We start from the raw sequence: 14,985 nt of genomic DNA on the forward strand, positions 1-14,985 counted from the left end.
TTTGCAAGAAAAAAACACCCTGTTTTCTGTTCAACAGGGTGCTTGACTATGAGCTTGCCGGCATAAACCCCGAATTTTCGGGTTTGCGTGCATCTTGAATAAGCCGGTTCGCTCATAACACCCTTCTAAGCCTCTCTGGACTTCTTTAAAAGGTGGAACTATGCTACATCGTTCTTTTCCTCAGTTTTTTTTTCAGTTTCCATATCAAACATATCTTCTTCTAGTTCCGGGCGTCCAGGCAGGACCAGGTTAAGGATGACACCAATCAGGGCCGCTAAAGCCATACCATGTATTTCGAAGTTTTCATTCAGCTTAATGAATGCTCCGCCAATCCCGATTACGAGGATGACTGATGAGACGACCAGGTTTCTTGTGTTGCCAAAGTCTATTTTGCTGTCCACAAGCATTCTCAAACCTGATGAAGCGATGATCCCGAACAGCAGGATTGAGACGCCGCCCATAACCGGTGTTGGAATTGAGCTGATCAATGCCGTAATTTTGCCGATGAATCCGAATACTGTCGCAATGATAGCTGCGCCAAGCAGGACATATACGCTGTACACTCTAGTAATCGCAAGGACACCGATGTTTTCGCCGTAAGTCGTCTTTGGCGGTCCGCCGATCAAACCGGAAATCATCGTCGCCATACCATCACCCATAATGGAGCGGTGAAGACCTGGTTCTTTGATATAGTCTCTGCCGACAACCTTGCTCAGTACTAGCTGGTGGCCGATATGCTCTGACAAAGTGACGATTGCAACTGGAACCATCAGCATGACGATCTCCCAGCTGATACTTACATTGTAATGAACGAATGGGAAGATAAAGTCTGGCATCTCGAAAAAGTCCGCTTCTTTAACTCCGCTGAAATCCACAATTCCTATTGCCATGGAGTATAAATACCCCACTATGATTCCGGCAAGAATTGGGACCATGCTGAGCATTCCCTTTCCGTAAATTGAGAAGACGATTGTTGCTGCAAGAGTTACTAAAGCTGCAGAGAAATGAATCAAGCTGTACTCCGTAGTGCCAGGGACATTCATTGCCATGCTGACTGCTGTTCCTGCCAGTGAGAGTCCAATGACAATGATGACTGGGCCCACGACGACCGGTGGCAGCAGACGCATGATCCAGCGGTAGCCTGCCTTCTTGATGATCAGGGCTACGATTCCGTATACCAGACCTGCAAGGAATGTTCCAATCATCGCTGCACCAGGTCCTCCGCCTGCTTTGGCTGCGATGACCGGAGCGATGAACGCGAAGGATGATCCAAGGTAAGCCGGAACCTGGAATTTAGTGATAATCAGGAAAGCGATCGTTCCAAGGCCGCTTGAAATCAAGGCGATGGCCGGACTTAAGCCGACAAGGTAAGGTACAAGAATTGTCGCGCCAAACATGGCGAATAAGTGCTGAAGGCTAAGTGTGAACCATTGGAATGGTGATGGTACATCTTTAATGTCTAAGATTGGTTTATTCATTTTTTTATCTCCTCTCTTTTGTACAAAAAAACCCTCTTTGCCAGTAGATACAAAGAGGGTATGGGTCTAAAAAAACCCGCACAAAGCCATCAGCAATGCGTTCCCCCTTTTCAGCCTCTCTGGACTGCATTTAAAAGGGCATTATTTATTTTTCAAAAATGCTTACGCGTTCTTCTTCATCTACTTCCTGCAGCTCAACGACGATTCTTTCCGCACTTGAGGTCGGGATGTTCTTGCCCACAAAGTCTGCCCTGATCGGCAGCTCCCTGTGTCCTCTGTCGACCAGCACAGCAAGCTGGATGGTCGCCGGCCGGCCAATGTCAATCAATGCATCCATCGCCGCTCGGACTGTCCTGCCTGTATAAAGAACATCATCAACCAGAATCACTTTTTTATTCGAGATGTCGACTGGGATATCCGATCCTTTAACCTCAGGCTCCTGATCATCCGTCTTCTTCGTCAAGTCATCGCGATACAGGGTGATATCTAGCTCACCCACCGGGATATCTGCTCCTTCGATCTCACGGATTCTTTCCGCCAGCCTTTTGGCGATATAAATTCCTCTGGTACGGATCCCGACAATGACGCTGTCTTCGATTCCTTTGTTTCTTTCGATGATTTCATGAGCAATCCTCGTCAGTGCCCTGCGGATTCCCTGGTTGTCGAGCACAACCGCTTTTTCAGTCATTTGTTTTCACTCCTTCTCTTTCTATGGTTTGAAAACGGACAAGTAAAAAACCCTCTTGCCTGTTTCGGCAAGAGGGTAAACGTGTGGTGTTAGCATGCAGCAGAGCATACATCATATGCCTATTGCAAATCCGTTTCCTTCTCAGCCTCACGGGACTGTCTTTAAAGGACTTATTAAACTATAGTCATCTTAAAATAGATGTTGAACTTTGTCAACGATTTTCTCTTAAATCATTTAAGAGGTTTACGAAATACTCAGGGAGCTGAGCTTCAAACTCCAGATACTCCCCTGTCCTTGGGTGGTCAAATCCAAGCAGGCCAGCATGCAAAGCCTGTCCGCCAATATCAAGCGTCTTTTTCGGTCCGTATTTAGGGTCTCCGGCCAGCGGATAACCGATGTATTTCATATGGACACGAATCTGGTGCGTCCTGCCTGTTTCAAGCTGGCATTCCACATAAGTAAAGTCCTTGAAGCGTTCGAGAACATTAAAATGTGTGACCGCATTTTTGCCATTATCGACAACTGTCATGCTCTGGCGGTCCCTTTGATCGCGCCCAAGCGGAGCGTCAATTGTACCATGATCATGCTGGATAGTTCCATGTACGAGCGCCTTGTATTTGCGAGTAACAGATTTGGCCACCAGCTGGTTCACCAGGCTTTCGTGTGCCATATCATTTTTTGCCACCATCAAAAGTCCGGAGGTATCCTTATCAATCCGGTGGACGATTCCCGGTCGGAGCACGCCATTGATACCAGATAAATCCTTACAGTGCGCCATGAGCCCATTTACAAGAGTTCCAGTCATATGTCCAGGCGCTGGATGGACGACCATTCCTTTGGGCTTGTTCACAACAAGGACATCTGCATCCTCATAATAAATCTCAAGGTCCATTTCCTCTGCGATTACATCCAACGCTTCAGGCTCCGGGATGTTGATTTCCAGCTGATCATTCAAGCTGCATTTATAATTTGTTTTGATTTGAGCTCCATTGACAAGAACGTTCCCGTCCTTGATCCATTGCTGTACCTGGCTCCTCGACCATTCCGGATCAAGTGTAGATACCACTTTATCTATTCTGTCACCAGCCTGTTCCTCACTGATGATGTGTTCCATTTTCTCCATAAGCTTTTCTTTTCGCCTCTCTCTCTTCCCTGATCATGTCAATCATCAACAATCCTACACCGATCACCAGTGCAGAATCAGCAATATTGAAGATAGGGAAATCGTATCCCAAAATATAGGTGTTGATGAAATCAACAACTTCCTTTCGGTATACCCTGTCGATAAAGTTCCCAATTGCCCCGCCCAGCATAAAACCAAGCGAAACACCCAGCAGAAGTTTGCCTTTAGCTGCTTTTTGAATATAGACGACAAGGCCAATCACCACAATGATGGTAATGACATAAAAGAACCACATTTGCCCCTGCAGGATTCCCCATGCAGCACCACGGTTGCGGTGTGAAGTGATGTACAAGAAATTCTCTATGACCTTTATGCTTTCCCCAAGCTCCATGTTTTTGACAATAAACCATTTAGAAACCTGGTCAAGCAAGATAATAAACAGTGCAATTATGTAATAAAACACAAAGGTAACCTCCACATTCACAGCAATTCATTACCTTTGCATTTTAGCACATATTAAGAAAAGCGCAAGCGCCTGGTCACCCCCGACAAGCGCTGGAGCTGGACAGTTCTCAAATTGTTGAATATGCTTTTTTTTAAAAAACGACAGATTTTATAAGTTTTAGTTATGTTCCTGACTTTTAAAAAGTGGTAAATCAGCTTTTAACCGAGAAATTTAAATTTAAACTGGTGATTTTGGCTAGTATTTTTACAGTGATTGTACTGGTCTATTGTTTTATTGGCGATTTTAACTTTTTATTGGCGATTTCCGATTTATATTGGCGAAAATTCATTTTTATTGGCGACTTGGAAATTTTTTAAAGATTTTTCCAGTGCGGACAACTAATTTGTTAATCCACTCTTCTCATTCCGAAAATTCAATCACATTTTACTGCCATATCAAGAATGAATCTCACGAATAGATCGGCTTACGGTAGTATTGTTCAATTTGATCTAACTCCACAGCTGATTTAGCTGTTGGAATGGTCTGCAAAACTTCGTATGGCAGGTATTCTCCAGATATTTCGCATTTCCCATATTCGCCATTTTCCATTTTTTCCAGCGCTGCTTCGATATCGTGAAGTTCATCATTTATATAATGCAAAATCCTTTCGTCTTTCTGGCCGTCATTCAGGTACGCTAACAATTCTGTTCTCGTTTCGCGGAGCTCTTTGTAAATGTAATCGAGATTACCTTCCATGTATCTGCCCCCGTTCCTGTTTACAGCTATTATTTCCACAGGCGTCATGCTGACTCAACTTAACTTTTTACATGTACTGCAGGATTTCCCAAGCAGGAAGATATTTGGCAAAAAAAAACTCCGGATAAATATCCGGAGTCCACAAATCAATTAGTAATTTTCTTTTACAACCGTTGCACATCGTTCACATAGTGTTGGATGTTCTTCGACTTTGCCGACATCTGGTGTGACAACCCAGCATCTTTCGCAAGTTTCACCTTCAGCCTTTGTAACCACAATCGCTGCATTTTCTAGCTTGATCGCATTGTCAGGCGCCTGATCGTAGCTTCCGGCTACCTCGAATCCTGAAACAATGAACAGCTGGCTTAAGTTTTCAGAGATTGAATCCAGAAGCTCTCTTGTGCTGTCGTTTACGTATAAAGAAACCTTTGCTGTCAGCGATTTGCCGATCACTTTTGAGTTCCTTGCTTCTTCAAGTGCCTTTAGAACATTGTCACGAAGCTTCATAAATGCATTCCATTTTTTTTCAAGAGCTTCCGCATCTGCGATTTCCTTTGCTTCCGGCATATCTGTCAGCTGGACGCTGTCTGCCTTCGCTGTTGGGATGAATCCCCATACCTCATCTGCTGTGTGGGAAAGAATCGGTGCAGTAAGCTTAACCAATGCAATCAGACTCTCGTGCAATACCGTCTGGATTGCACGGCGCTCAGCGTTGCCTGAAGCTTCAATGTAAAGAACATCCTTGGCAAAATCAAGGTAGAATGCACTCAAATCAAGCGTACAGAAGTTGTTGACCGCATGGTAGACGCCTGCAAATTCATAATTGTCATATGCATTGCGCACATACTTGATCAATTTGTTCAACTTCACGAGCATGAACTGATCAACCTCGCGCAGCTGCTCGAATGGCACAGCATCTGTTTCAGGGTTGAAATCCGAAAGGTTGCCAAGCAAGAATCTGAATGTATTACGGATTTTACGGTACACTTCAGCAACCTGCTTCAGGATCGCGTCAGAAACACGGACGTCGGATTGATAATCGACGGATGCAACCCAGAGACGCAGGATATCGGCACCCAACTGGTTCATAACCTTCGCAGGAACGACTACATTACCAATAGATTTACTCATCTTGCGGCCTTCACCATCAAGTGCGAAACCGTGGCTTAGGACACCCTTGTAAGGTGCTTTTCCTGTTACGGCAACTGCTGTTGATAATGATGAGTTGAACCAGCCTCGGTATTGATCAGATCCTTCCAAATAAAGATCCGCCGGGCGCTGGAGATCATCACGCTCTACAAGAACTGCCTGATGGGATGAACCTGAATCGAACCAAACATCCATGATGTCCGTTTCTTTTGTAAATTGGCCATTAGGGCTGCCAGGGTGGCTGAATCCCTCAGGGAGCAATTCCTTCGCTTCTTTTTCAAACCAGATATTAGAACCATGCTTACGGAACAGGTTTGAAACATGTTCGATCGTTTCATCCGTGATGATTTCCTGGCCGTTTTCTGCATAGAATACCGGAATTGGTACGCCCCATGCACGCTGACGGGAAATACACCAGTCACCGCGGTCACGGACCATATTGAATAATCTTGTCTCGCCCCATGCCGGAACCCATTTTGTTTCTTCTACAGCTTTTAGCAATTCACCACGGAAGTCTTTGATAGACGCAAACCACTGTGCCGTAGCACGGAAGATAACAGGTTTTTTCGTTCTCCAGTCATGCGGGTATGAGTGTGTGATAAAGCTTAGCTTCAGCAAAGCACCAGCTTCTTCAAGTTTTTCTGTGATTGGCTTGTTTGCCTGATCATAGAATAGACCTTCAAAGCCTTCTGCTTCAGCTGTCATTACACCCTTATCATCTACAGGGCATAAAACTTCAAGGCCGTACTTCTGGCCAACATGGAAGTCATCCTCCCCGTGTCCAGGTGCAGTGTGGACACATCCAGTACCGGCATCGGTTGTAACGTGCTCGCCTAGCATGACAAGTGAATCTCGGCCGTATAATGGATGCTGTGCAAGAACGCCTTCAAGCTCTTTTCCAGCAACCTTCTTAACTGTTGCAGCATCTTCCCAACCAATTTCATTCGTTACTGCTTCAAGAAGATCTTCAGCTACAAGGAATTTCCTGCCGTCAGCTTTTACCACAACGTATGTCAAATCAGGATGTACGGAAATTCCAAGGTTAGCAGGGATCGTCCATGGGGTTGTTGTCCAGATGATGATTTCGACATCCTGGTCCAGTACGCCTTTGCCGTCTTTTACCGGGAAGCCAACATAGATGGATGCAGAACGCTTATCCTGGTATTCAATCTCGGCTTCTGCAAGTGCAGATTCACTTGACGGTGACCAGTAGACAGGCTTTTTGCCTTTGTAGATGTAACCTTTTTTTGCCATTTCTCCGAATACTTTAATTTGCTGTGCTTCATATTCAGGCTTCAAAGTGATATAAGGGTTTTCCCAGTCGCCTCTCACTCCCAGACGTTTGAACTGTTCACGCTGATTTTCAATCTGCTGGTAAGCATATTCTTCACACAGCTTCCTGAACTCGGCAACCGTCATTTCCTTGCGTTTTACGCCCTTATTCGTCAGTGCCTGCTCGATTGGCAAGCCGTGAGTATCCCAGCCTGGTACATAAGGCGAGCTGAAACCGCTCATTGATTTATAGCGGACGATAAAATCCTTGAGGATCTTATTTAGTGCGTGCCCCATATGGATATCTCCATTGGCATAGGGAGGTCCATCATGCAGGATAAACAGCGGACGCCCTTCGGTGTGTTTTTGAACCTTTTCATAGATATTCATTTCTTCCCATTTTGCCTGGATTTCTGGTTCCCTGTTCGGAAGGTTTCCGCGCATTGGAAACTCGGTCTTCGGCATGAGTAAAGTATCTTTGTACTCCATTAATTGTTCCTCCTATTTTTCCGTTGCAATCATGAAAGAAAACGATTTTTGGAAAATAAAAAAAACCCCTCATCCCTGAAAAGGGACGAGAAGGTTTTATTCCCGCGGTACCACCCTAAATAGACAAGTATTCATCATACTGTCCTCTTAGCATTCTTAACGCGAATGTCACGCCTGTGCTTACTGGTCCTAATAGGATGTTCAGCTCGGAACTATCGGGTGATTTTCTGGCTATCCGCTTGCAATGGGCTCCCACCTTCCCCATTTCGCTGAAAAGCAAGCAACTGGAACGCCATACTGTCCCTGTCATCGTTTCTGTCATGTAATTGCACTTTGTTATGAAATTATATGCGAAATAACGCCCCCGCGTCAAGCCAGTGAATCTTCTTCTTCCCGCGCAGTCGACTTTAATTCTGTTGAATCCAATTCATATTCGAGCAGGTGATCCCAGTCATCTGTGTTCAGCATATCAAGCTGCGCTTCGATCAGCATCTTGAATCTTGTCCTGAACACTTTAGACTGCTTTTTTAACTCTTCGATTTCCAAAGCGATTTTACGTGCCTTGGATAAGGATTCGTTGATGATTCTGTCAGCATTCTTTTCAGCTTCCTTAATGATCAGCTTCGCTTCTTTTTGTGCGTTGCGGCGAACTTCTTCTCCCGCTTCCTGGGCGATCACGATTGATTTATTCAATGTTTCTTCAATGTTGGTAAAGTGTCCAAGCCTTGAATTCATTTCATTCAATTTTTCTTCCAGCTCTTTTTTCTCTCGGATTATTAGTTCGTAGTCCTTGATAACTTGATCAAGGAACTCATTCACTTCATCTTCATCATACCCGCGAAATCCCTTATTGAATTCTTTGTTGTGTATATCTAACGGCGTTAAAGGCATTACGCCACCTCCCATTAAGTTATGATCCTATATGTACTTAAAGCAATGATTCGACAAAAACACTAAAAATCCTTCTTCTATAACTATATAATTATTTTTTTCTTCCGGCAATAACTCGATATTTATCTTTTTTTGTTTTTCCTTCGATTGTGATGATTTTCGCACGCCCGTATCCTCGTGCGGATATAACATCCCCCTCACCGCATTCAAATGCTGTATTTTCAATACCTGTCCAATTAACCTTTGCTTGTCCATGCTGGATAAGCAGCTGGGATTTCTGCCTAGAGAGATTGAATAAAGCCGACATGACGGTGTCCAGACGCAATGATGAAACAGTCGTGCTTATTTCATTCCATTCCTCAGCAATAGCCGCAGCCTTTTCAAGCGGAAGCTCTGACAACCCAATCGATGCCCTGCCAATCGATTCTAATTGCAGCCGGATGTAATCGGCGATTTCCTCAGCTGCAAAAAATTGCACGTCATCTCCATCAATCAGGATATCTCCAAATTTCCCTCGCTTCAAGCCGAGGGACATCAAGCTGCCCAAAACTTGCCGGTGTTCGATATTCACAAACTTTTTTGCATAATCAATTCGGAAAAGCTTCACCTGGAAATCTTCTTCTTTAGCTTCCAAGTACTCAGGAAATAGATATGCACGTTTTCTTTCAGTCCCAGGAGCACCGCCAAATAGCTCCCATTTTACATCAGGATGCTTGCCTATGACCGTTGAAAGTATCTGCTGCTCTCTTGGATCCAAAAAATCAGTCAATTTCGGAGCATAATTTTGCTCAACATATTCTTTCCAGTTAATGACCTGATCGATAAATTCCCTTTCCTCAGGACGAAAATGCTGGTAAATAGACATTTATGTACTCCTTTTATTACCTTGATAGAAAATAAGCAGGGCCTGATTCAGACCCTGCAAGACAAGAATATCCTTATTAAAACCATGCAGCCAGCTGATACAAGCCGCTGACAGCAAAACGCAATACAAGGAAAGCGACGATTGGTGATATATCAATCATGCCAATTGAAGGAACAATCCGGCGGAAAGGCTCCAGGAATGGTTCGCAAATACGCGCCAAAAATTGTCCGATTGCCGTTTCTCTTGCGTTAGGGAACCATGACATGAAAATATAAATAATCAGGGCCCACTGATAAAGACTAACTAACTGAGCTATTATACTTATTACTAAATCCATTTAATCTACCACCTCGACTCTTGGTAATCCCGCTCCTGCATCAGCTCAGAAATATTTCCTGTGACTTCCACATTATCCGGGGTACATAAAAATATATTCATGCCGATCCGCTGGATATCACCGCTGATTGCATAAACTGTTCCGCTAAGGAAGTCCACTATGCGCCTTGCCTGATCCTGTTCGATACGCTGCAGGTTCACAACGACCGCCCGGCGATTTTTTAAATGGTCAGCGATTTCCTGGGCTTCAGCGTACATCCTCGGTTCCATGAGGATAACCTTGGAGGATTTTTGCACACTTTGCAGGCTTACCACATTCTGCTTTTGCTGGACAGGCTGTTTATTGGGCTTGAAAGGCTCCGCTTCTTCCTCGAGCATTTCCTCATCATTATAGTCATATTCATCTTCCAGGAAAAAAAATGTCTTAATTTTTGATTTTAAGCTCATATTATTGCACCTCCGATTCGTTCCCTACCAATGCAGTGCCAATGCGCACCATTGTGGATCCCTCTTCAACAGCTATTTGAAAATCATTTGACATTCCCATTGACAATTCATCACATGGTGCATTTTCCAGTTGAAGCAACTGTATTTCAGCCTGGAGACTCTTCAGTGTCCTGAAACAATCCCTGATCACTTGCTGGTCCTCAGTGAGGGGAGCCATCGTCATCAATCCGCTGATCTGGATGTTATCAAACTGCTTCAGGTCTTGTACAAAACCAATGACTTCATCCGGTCCCAACCCATGCTTGCTCTCTTCACCGGATGCGTTGACCTGAATAAGACAATTCACTTTTGAATCGGACCGCTTGTTTATTTCCTTCGCAAGCGAAAGCCTGTCCAATGAATGAATATATGTAACATGTTCAATTATGTTTTTCACTTTTCTCGTTTGCAGTGTTCCGATAAAATGCCATACAGGCTTGTCCTCTAAGTGGCCAATTTTGTGAAGCAGTCCTTCATCCCGGTTTTCACCAAGATGGGTGACACCTGCATCAATTGCTTCCTGGGCCCTTTCTGGTGAAACGTATTTAGTAACCGCAATGATCTTGACCTCTTCTGGATTGCGCCCGCCTTTTTTACAGGCATCTGCTATTTGACTCTGGATAACCTCCAGATTTTCTCTGACATTCATTATGGATGGCTATCCTCCTTCCAGCCGATATAAGCCAACATTCGCCCAGCACTGCCGTTATCCCGTCTATGCGAATAGAAATGCTCACTGTGGCAGCTTGTGCAATAATCGGTAACCTGTATATTCCCGTCTTCCACGCCTGCTTTTAACAGAATCTGACGGTTCACTTCCTTTAAATCGAGAGAATATTGGCCTTCACTAACTTGATTATATGGTAATATATCGACACCATCTAGTATATTTTTCACTAAATTGACGACTCTCTCATCAACAATATAACATTTTTTGCATATTGATGGGCCAATTATGGCAGAAATTTTTTCCGTTTTTGCGCCATTTTGCTGAAATTTGCTGATCATCTCGGCTGCAATGCCATGAACAGTTCCTTTCCAGCCAGCATGAGCGACTCCAATCAACCTCGTCTCTGGTTCTATAAAATATACCGGCACACAATCTGCAAAACAAAGTGTCAGAAGGATTCCCTGCTCATCTGTCATAAAGCCATCCGTCCCTGAAAAAGAAGAATCATAAGTTACAGAGCCTCTTCCTTGAGCAGATTGTCCGACCATTGCAATCTGGATATCATGGGTTTGTTCCGCTCCGACCCAGCTGGAGAGAGGAAATGCAATCTTATCGGCCATCAGAAGACGATTTTGGCAAACCGCATTCTGCTCGTCTCCAACATGAAAACCGAAGTTCAGTCCTGTAAAAGCATCCTGCTTGCTCACACCACCATTCTTTGTCGTGAACCCTGCTTCAAGTCCTGGATAACGTTCCATCCACTCTTTTATGACAAAATATTCTTCACTTTTTAAGATGAATGGCTCCATTGTCTTTACCTCACACGTTTTTGTCTAGTTTATCACATACAAGCCGCAATACAACAGTATTACGACCTTACTCACCACTGTCATTTTGCTGCAGATATTCACCGCTGTCTTTATACCGGACTAAAATGACATCCTCACCTATTTTCAGGATGTTTCTCCAGGGAATCACAACTTCTTCTTCCTTTCCGAAGAATCCAAGCACCTTTCCAGAACTCCCTATTACAACCGCTTCGATTTTACCTGAATTTAAATTGATTTCAAAATCCTCTATATTACCAAGCCTTTTGCCATCCGAAACATTCACGACATCCTTAACTTGAAATTCTGTCACCTTAACCATACAGATCCCTCCGGATTTCACTTTGGCGTTTGTCAGCCCTTTTTTAAATTATATGAAGGTAATACAGATGTATGAATTAGTTCAGTCAATACTGATTAGATTGGATGTCCAGTCATTCTTTTGTTTCAGCCTTACCCTATGAAAATGAAAAAGCTGCCCCAAAGGCAGCTTAGCTTTGTATATTTTTATTCATTTGTTTAATGGCTGCTTTCTCAAGGCGGGAGACCTGGGCTTGTGAGATGCCGATTTCATCGGCTACCTCCATTTGTGTCTTACCCTGGAAGAATCTTTTCCTTAAAATTAATTTTTCCCTCTCATTCAGCCGTCTCATGCCTTCTTTCAGGGCGATTTCCTCTATCCAGTTTGTATCCTTGTTCCGTTCATCACTTAGCTGATCCATTACATAGATTGGATCTCCGCCATCATTATAAATCGGCTCAAATAAGGAGACTGGATCCTGGATGGCATCAAGGGCGAAAACAATCTCTTCATGCGGTACTTCAAGCACCTTGGCAATTTCCTCTGCAGTCGGCTCCCTGGATGCCTCACTCATCAGCTTTTCTCGCACTTGCAGGGCCTTATAGGCTATATCCCTTAGCGACCGGGAGACTCTAATTGGATTATTATCTCTTAAATACCTTCTGATTTCGCCGATGATCATGGGGACAGCATAGGTCGAAAACTTAACATTCTGTCCGAGATCAAAATTATCAATGGACTTCATAAGGCCTATACATCCGACCTGAAACAGGTCATCAACAAACTCGCCCCGGTTGTTAAAACGCTGGATCACACTCAAAACAAGCCTCAGGTTCCCATTCACAAGTTTCTCTCTTGCTGTGATGTCACCGCTTTGCATTTCTCTGAAAAGTTTTCTCATTTCCTCGTTTTTAAGAACGGGAAGCTTTGATGTATCAACACCGCAAATTTCAACTTTGGTTCGTGTCAATCTTTTCCCTCCTCACAGGAGCTGCTGTCAAAAATCAGTATCTCCGCAAGAAGGAAAAATATGCACTATTTACCTGAAGCCTGGACTGGTTTCAGGAAGAATTGTCCAGTAAAACCGTTGTTTTATCACGGTTATCACCATTAAAAATATTTTGCTGAAAATTTTTCTGCTATACCATTTTATTGAATTCTTTACGCAAACGTTTGATGATTCTTTTTTCAAGACGTGAAATGTAGGACTGTGAAATTCCCAGCATATCCGCGACATCCTTTTGGGTCTTTTCCTCACCGCTTCCAAGTCCGAAACGCAATTCCATGATTTGCTTTTCGCGGTCAGAAAGCTGCTGCAGCGCTTTAACCAGCAACTTTTTATCAACATTGGACTCGAGATCCTTCGTGATAATATCATCATCTGTACCAAGAACATCGGACAGCAGCAGTTCATTTCCATCCCAATCAATATTCAGCGGCTCATCAAAGGAAACTTCTGACCGAAGTTTATTATTCCTGCGCAAATACATGAGGATTTCATTTTCAATACATCTGGATGCATAGGTCGCCAGCTTGATTTTCTTCTCTGGATTAAAGGTATTGACCGCTTTGATTAAACCGATTGTTCCAATACTGATTAAGTCTTCTATATTGATGCCTGTGTTTTCGAATTTCCGTGCGATGTAGACAACGAGTCTCAAATTCCTTTCAATCAGGATCGACCGAGCTGCTTTATCCCCTTTTGGCAGTTTATGCAACAGCACTTCTTCCTCTTCTTTCGTTAAAGGAGGTGGCAACGCTTCGCTACCGCCGATATAATATATTTCATCTGTTTTCAAGCCTAGTTTAATTAATAATTTATACCAGTAATAGGATAACCGAAGCCGCAAATTTTTCATTGATTGTCCTCCTTCTAAATTATGTATTTCTGAGTATAGTAATATTAACTTACCTTCTCCGCCCGGTCTGACTTTGCCATCCCTGCCAGCATTTTAGGGTGGATAATGCATTGAAAACTGCCATCTGCCGATAATTCTTGTACAGTAAAGGATATTAAACCCTTTTCAGCAATAAAAGTACCTTCGTTTGTGGTGATCTTAATGCTGTCAGGATGAAAAGCAATAATTAACTGATGCTCTTGTCCGACAACCTTGCATGGAATGATTCTCATCCGATTTTCCAACTGAATCGAAAAATTCCCATCTCCTGACAAAACACAATCAGGATCTTCCGCAATCCTTTTAAGTTCACTTGGCATATTATCCAAATAATTTGCAATGGATAAAATCATGACTGGCATTTTAGAAATAGGGTCATAAAGCTGGTTGCCGCTGTCAATTAATCCTTTTACGCTGAACTCCATCTCCATGAACTTCACATTTACTTCTGCCAGTGAATCATATTGAATCTTTGTCATTTCAAATTGTTCAATATTCCGCCTCGAAAAATGCCATGCGAGCGGGAACCCGAGCAATACAAACAGCCAGCTGATTGGATCACCAAACCCTTTGATATGATTCATAGCAACACTCGATGCCAGGTTCATATCAAATTGGATAAAATAATGTACTCCTGTCAGGGTACCTCCAAGCAGAAAGGTCGTTACATAAAAAGTCATGAGCGCCTTTAAGAAAAATCGGAATCTTTTATATCCAAAGGCTGCCAGGACCATCATGATCGAAAAGAACAATTTCCCTGCTGGGTGCCCCGCTGCAGCATGAAAAGGAGTAATTGCTAATATAATGAGCAATGAACCGATAGCCCCTCCCAAACCTAATCTCCAAAGCTTAACCTGTCTCTTCAGGATGATGGCAGTCAGGTACAGAAGGAATGTATCAAATAATAGATTCAGAGCCCAGATGACATCCAGATATACCTTCACCTCTCATCCCCCTAAGAAAAGCGCAAGCGCCTTGGTCAGCCAGCCCCGACAAGCGTTGCCCGCCTATAACGCCACATCGTGTGGCTGGCGGGTCTGCACGTCCTGTGCATCAGAGAGCCGACCAGTGAAGTCGTAGTCGTTCTTTGACTGCACTGGGCAGACCCGAAAATTAAATGTGTAGCCGACTGCCCAGAAACACAGAAACTGGAGACTCCGACCCTGCCGGCGGAGTTGAAGTTTAGGAGTTTCTAGGAGGCGAAACTAGACAATTCGAAAAGCGTAGGCGACTGTCTAACTCCGATAAGCGCTGGAGGGCCTGACAGTGAAGTCGCTCTTTGACTTCATTGGCAGGATCGAAGCGTTTCGA

16 protein-coding genes and 1 other annotated feature are annotated in these 14,985 nt (G+C 43.8%); all 16 genes read right to left on the reverse strand.

The features are described from left to right. Positions 1–158: 158 nt before the first annotated feature. The 16 genes from J7E35_RS04350 to spoIIGA all read right to left on the reverse strand — a co-directional run bounded on the left by J7E35_RS04350 (position 159) and on the right by spoIIGA (position 14,618). The gene (locus J7E35_RS04350; RefSeq protein ID WP_214777285.1) at positions 159–1,478 is read right to left on the reverse strand and encodes a solute carrier family 23 protein; all 1,320 of its coding nucleotides are present in this window, start codon (positions 1,476–1,478) and stop codon (positions 159–161) included. Positions 1,479–1,623: 145 nt separating this feature from the next. Next, positions 1,624–2,166, reverse strand: coding sequence for a bifunctional pyr operon transcriptional regulator/uracil phosphoribosyltransferase PyrR (pyrR, locus tag J7E35_RS04355; RefSeq protein ID WP_214777287.1), 543 nt, complete (start codon positions 2,164–2,166; stop codon positions 1,624–1,626). 211 nt (positions 2,167–2,377) lie between these two features. Further along, on the reverse strand, positions 2,378–3,289 hold the full coding sequence (locus J7E35_RS04360) for an RluA family pseudouridine synthase (RefSeq protein WP_214777289.1): 912 nt from the start codon (positions 3,287–3,289) through the stop codon (positions 2,378–2,380). Then, positions 3,261–3,752: a signal peptidase II gene (gene lspA, locus J7E35_RS04365; protein WP_214777291.1), complete on the reverse strand. Its 492-nt coding sequence runs from the start codon at positions 3,750–3,752 to the stop codon at positions 3,261–3,263. Before lspA ends, J7E35_RS04360 begins: the two co-directional genes overlap by 29 nt. A 450-nt stretch (positions 3,753–4,202) precedes the next feature. Then, the gene (locus J7E35_RS04370) at positions 4,203–4,490 is read right to left on the reverse strand and encodes a TraR/DksA C4-type zinc finger protein (protein WP_214777293.1); all 288 of its coding nucleotides are present in this window, start codon (positions 4,488–4,490) and stop codon (positions 4,203–4,205) included. A 150-nt stretch (positions 4,491–4,640) separates the two neighbouring features. Next, positions 4,641–7,400, reverse strand: coding sequence for an isoleucine--tRNA ligase (gene ileS, locus J7E35_RS04375; RefSeq protein ID WP_214777296.1), 2,760 nt, complete (start codon positions 7,398–7,400; stop codon positions 4,641–4,643). Between the two features lie 78 nt (positions 7,401–7,478). Next, positions 7,479–7,719, reverse strand: a binding site (T-box leader). Between the two features lie 50 nt (positions 7,720–7,769). Further along, positions 7,770–8,291 carry a DivIVA domain-containing protein gene (locus J7E35_RS04380; RefSeq protein ID WP_214777298.1) on the reverse strand — a complete coding sequence of 174 codons (522 nt, stop codon included), beginning with the start codon at positions 8,289–8,291 and terminating at the stop codon, positions 7,770–7,772. A gap of 91 nt (positions 8,292–8,382) precedes the next feature. Continuing rightward, complete coding sequence (locus J7E35_RS04385; protein ID WP_214777300.1) at positions 8,383–9,156, reverse strand: YlmH family RNA-binding protein; 774 nt, start codon at positions 9,154–9,156, stop codon at positions 8,383–8,385. A gap of 76 nt (positions 9,157–9,232) precedes the next feature. Next, entirely contained in the window at positions 9,233–9,493 is a 261-nt protein-coding gene (locus J7E35_RS04390; RefSeq protein ID WP_214777302.1) for a YggT family protein, read from the reverse strand. A 5-nt stretch (positions 9,494–9,498) separates the two neighbouring features. After that, positions 9,499–9,939, reverse strand: coding sequence for a cell division protein SepF (locus J7E35_RS04395; protein ID WP_102262124.1), 441 nt, complete (start codon positions 9,937–9,939; stop codon positions 9,499–9,501). A gap of 1 nt (position 9,940) precedes the next feature. Then, a complete protein-coding gene (locus tag J7E35_RS04400; RefSeq protein WP_214777303.1) occupies positions 9,941–10,627 on the reverse strand; it encodes a YggS family pyridoxal phosphate-dependent enzyme in 687 nt (228 codons plus the stop codon). After that, the gene (pgeF, locus tag J7E35_RS04405) at positions 10,627–11,457 is read right to left on the reverse strand and encodes a peptidoglycan editing factor PgeF (RefSeq protein ID WP_214777305.1); all 831 of its coding nucleotides are present in this window, start codon (positions 11,455–11,457) and stop codon (positions 10,627–10,629) included. The genes J7E35_RS04400 and pgeF overlap by 1 nt, the downstream gene beginning before the upstream one ends. A gap of 67 nt (positions 11,458–11,524) precedes the next feature. Further along, positions 11,525–11,797 (reverse strand): YlmC/YmxH family sporulation protein, encoded by a 273-nt coding sequence (locus J7E35_RS04410; RefSeq protein ID WP_214777308.1) that lies wholly within the window; start codon positions 11,795–11,797, stop codon positions 11,525–11,527. Between the two features lie 169 nt (positions 11,798–11,966). Next, entirely contained in the window at positions 11,967–12,746 is a 780-nt protein-coding gene (gene sigG / locus J7E35_RS04415) for an RNA polymerase sporulation sigma factor SigG (RefSeq protein WP_214777311.1), read from the reverse strand. A gap of 169 nt (positions 12,747–12,915) precedes the next feature. Continuing rightward, positions 12,916–13,635, reverse strand: a complete 720-nt coding sequence (gene sigE / locus J7E35_RS04420; protein WP_214777313.1) for an RNA polymerase sporulation sigma factor SigE — start codon at positions 13,633–13,635, stop codon at positions 12,916–12,918. A 44-nt stretch (positions 13,636–13,679) separates the two neighbouring features. Then, positions 13,680–14,618, reverse strand: a complete 939-nt coding sequence (gene spoIIGA, locus J7E35_RS04425; protein ID WP_214777316.1) for a sigma-E processing peptidase SpoIIGA — start codon at positions 14,616–14,618, stop codon at positions 13,680–13,682. Between the last annotated feature and the right edge of the window lie 367 nt (positions 14,619–14,985).

The sequence above is a fragment of the Bacillus sp. ISL-45 genome (assembly GCF_018613195.1).
Classification (GTDB): domain Bacteria; phylum Bacillota; class Bacilli; order Bacillales; family Cytobacillaceae; genus Mesobacillus.

Excerpts from the sequence above, each read along its gene's own strand:
- ileS (WP_214777296.1), bottom strand. The coding sequence starts at position 7,400 with ATGGAGTACAAAGATACTTTACTCATGCCGAAGACCGAGTTTCCAATG.
- J7E35_RS04395 (WP_102262124.1), bottom strand. The coding sequence starts at position 9,939 with ATGAGCTTAAAATCAAAAATTAAGACATTTTTTTTCCTGGAAGATGAA.
- J7E35_RS04385 (WP_214777300.1), bottom strand. The coding sequence starts at position 9,156 with ATGTCTATTTACCAGCATTTTCGTCCTGAGGAAAGGGAATTTATCGAT.
- J7E35_RS04370 (WP_214777293.1), bottom strand. The coding sequence starts at position 4,490 with ATGGAAGGTAATCTCGATTACATTTACAAAGAGCTCCGCGAAACGAGA.
- sigE (WP_214777313.1), bottom strand. The coding sequence starts at position 13,635 with ATGAAAAATTTGCGGCTTCGGTTATCCTATTACTGGTATAAATTATTA.
- J7E35_RS04410 (WP_214777308.1), bottom strand. The coding sequence starts at position 11,797 with ATGGTTAAGGTGACAGAATTTCAAGTTAAGGATGTCGTGAATGTTTCG.
- J7E35_RS04360 (WP_214777289.1), bottom strand. The coding sequence starts at position 3,289 with ATGGAGAAAATGGAACACATCATCAGTGAGGAACAGGCTGGTGACAGA.
- J7E35_RS04380 (WP_214777298.1), bottom strand. The coding sequence starts at position 8,291 with ATGCCTTTAACGCCGTTAGATATACACAACAAAGAATTCAATAAGGGA.
- J7E35_RS04400 (WP_214777303.1), bottom strand. The coding sequence starts at position 10,627 with ATGAATGTCAGAGAAAATCTGGAGGTTATCCAGAGTCAAATAGCAGAT.
- pyrR (WP_214777287.1), bottom strand. The coding sequence starts at position 2,166 with ATGACTGAAAAAGCGGTTGTGCTCGACAACCAGGGAATCCGCAGGGCA.
- J7E35_RS04390 (WP_214777302.1), bottom strand. The coding sequence starts at position 9,493 with ATGGATTTAGTAATAAGTATAATAGCTCAGTTAGTTAGTCTTTATCAG.
- pgeF (WP_214777305.1), bottom strand. The coding sequence starts at position 11,457 with ATGGAGCCATTCATCTTAAAAAGTGAAGAATATTTTGTCATAAAAGAG.
- J7E35_RS04350 (WP_214777285.1), bottom strand. The coding sequence starts at position 1,478 with ATGAATAAACCAATCTTAGACATTAAAGATGTACCATCACCATTCCAA.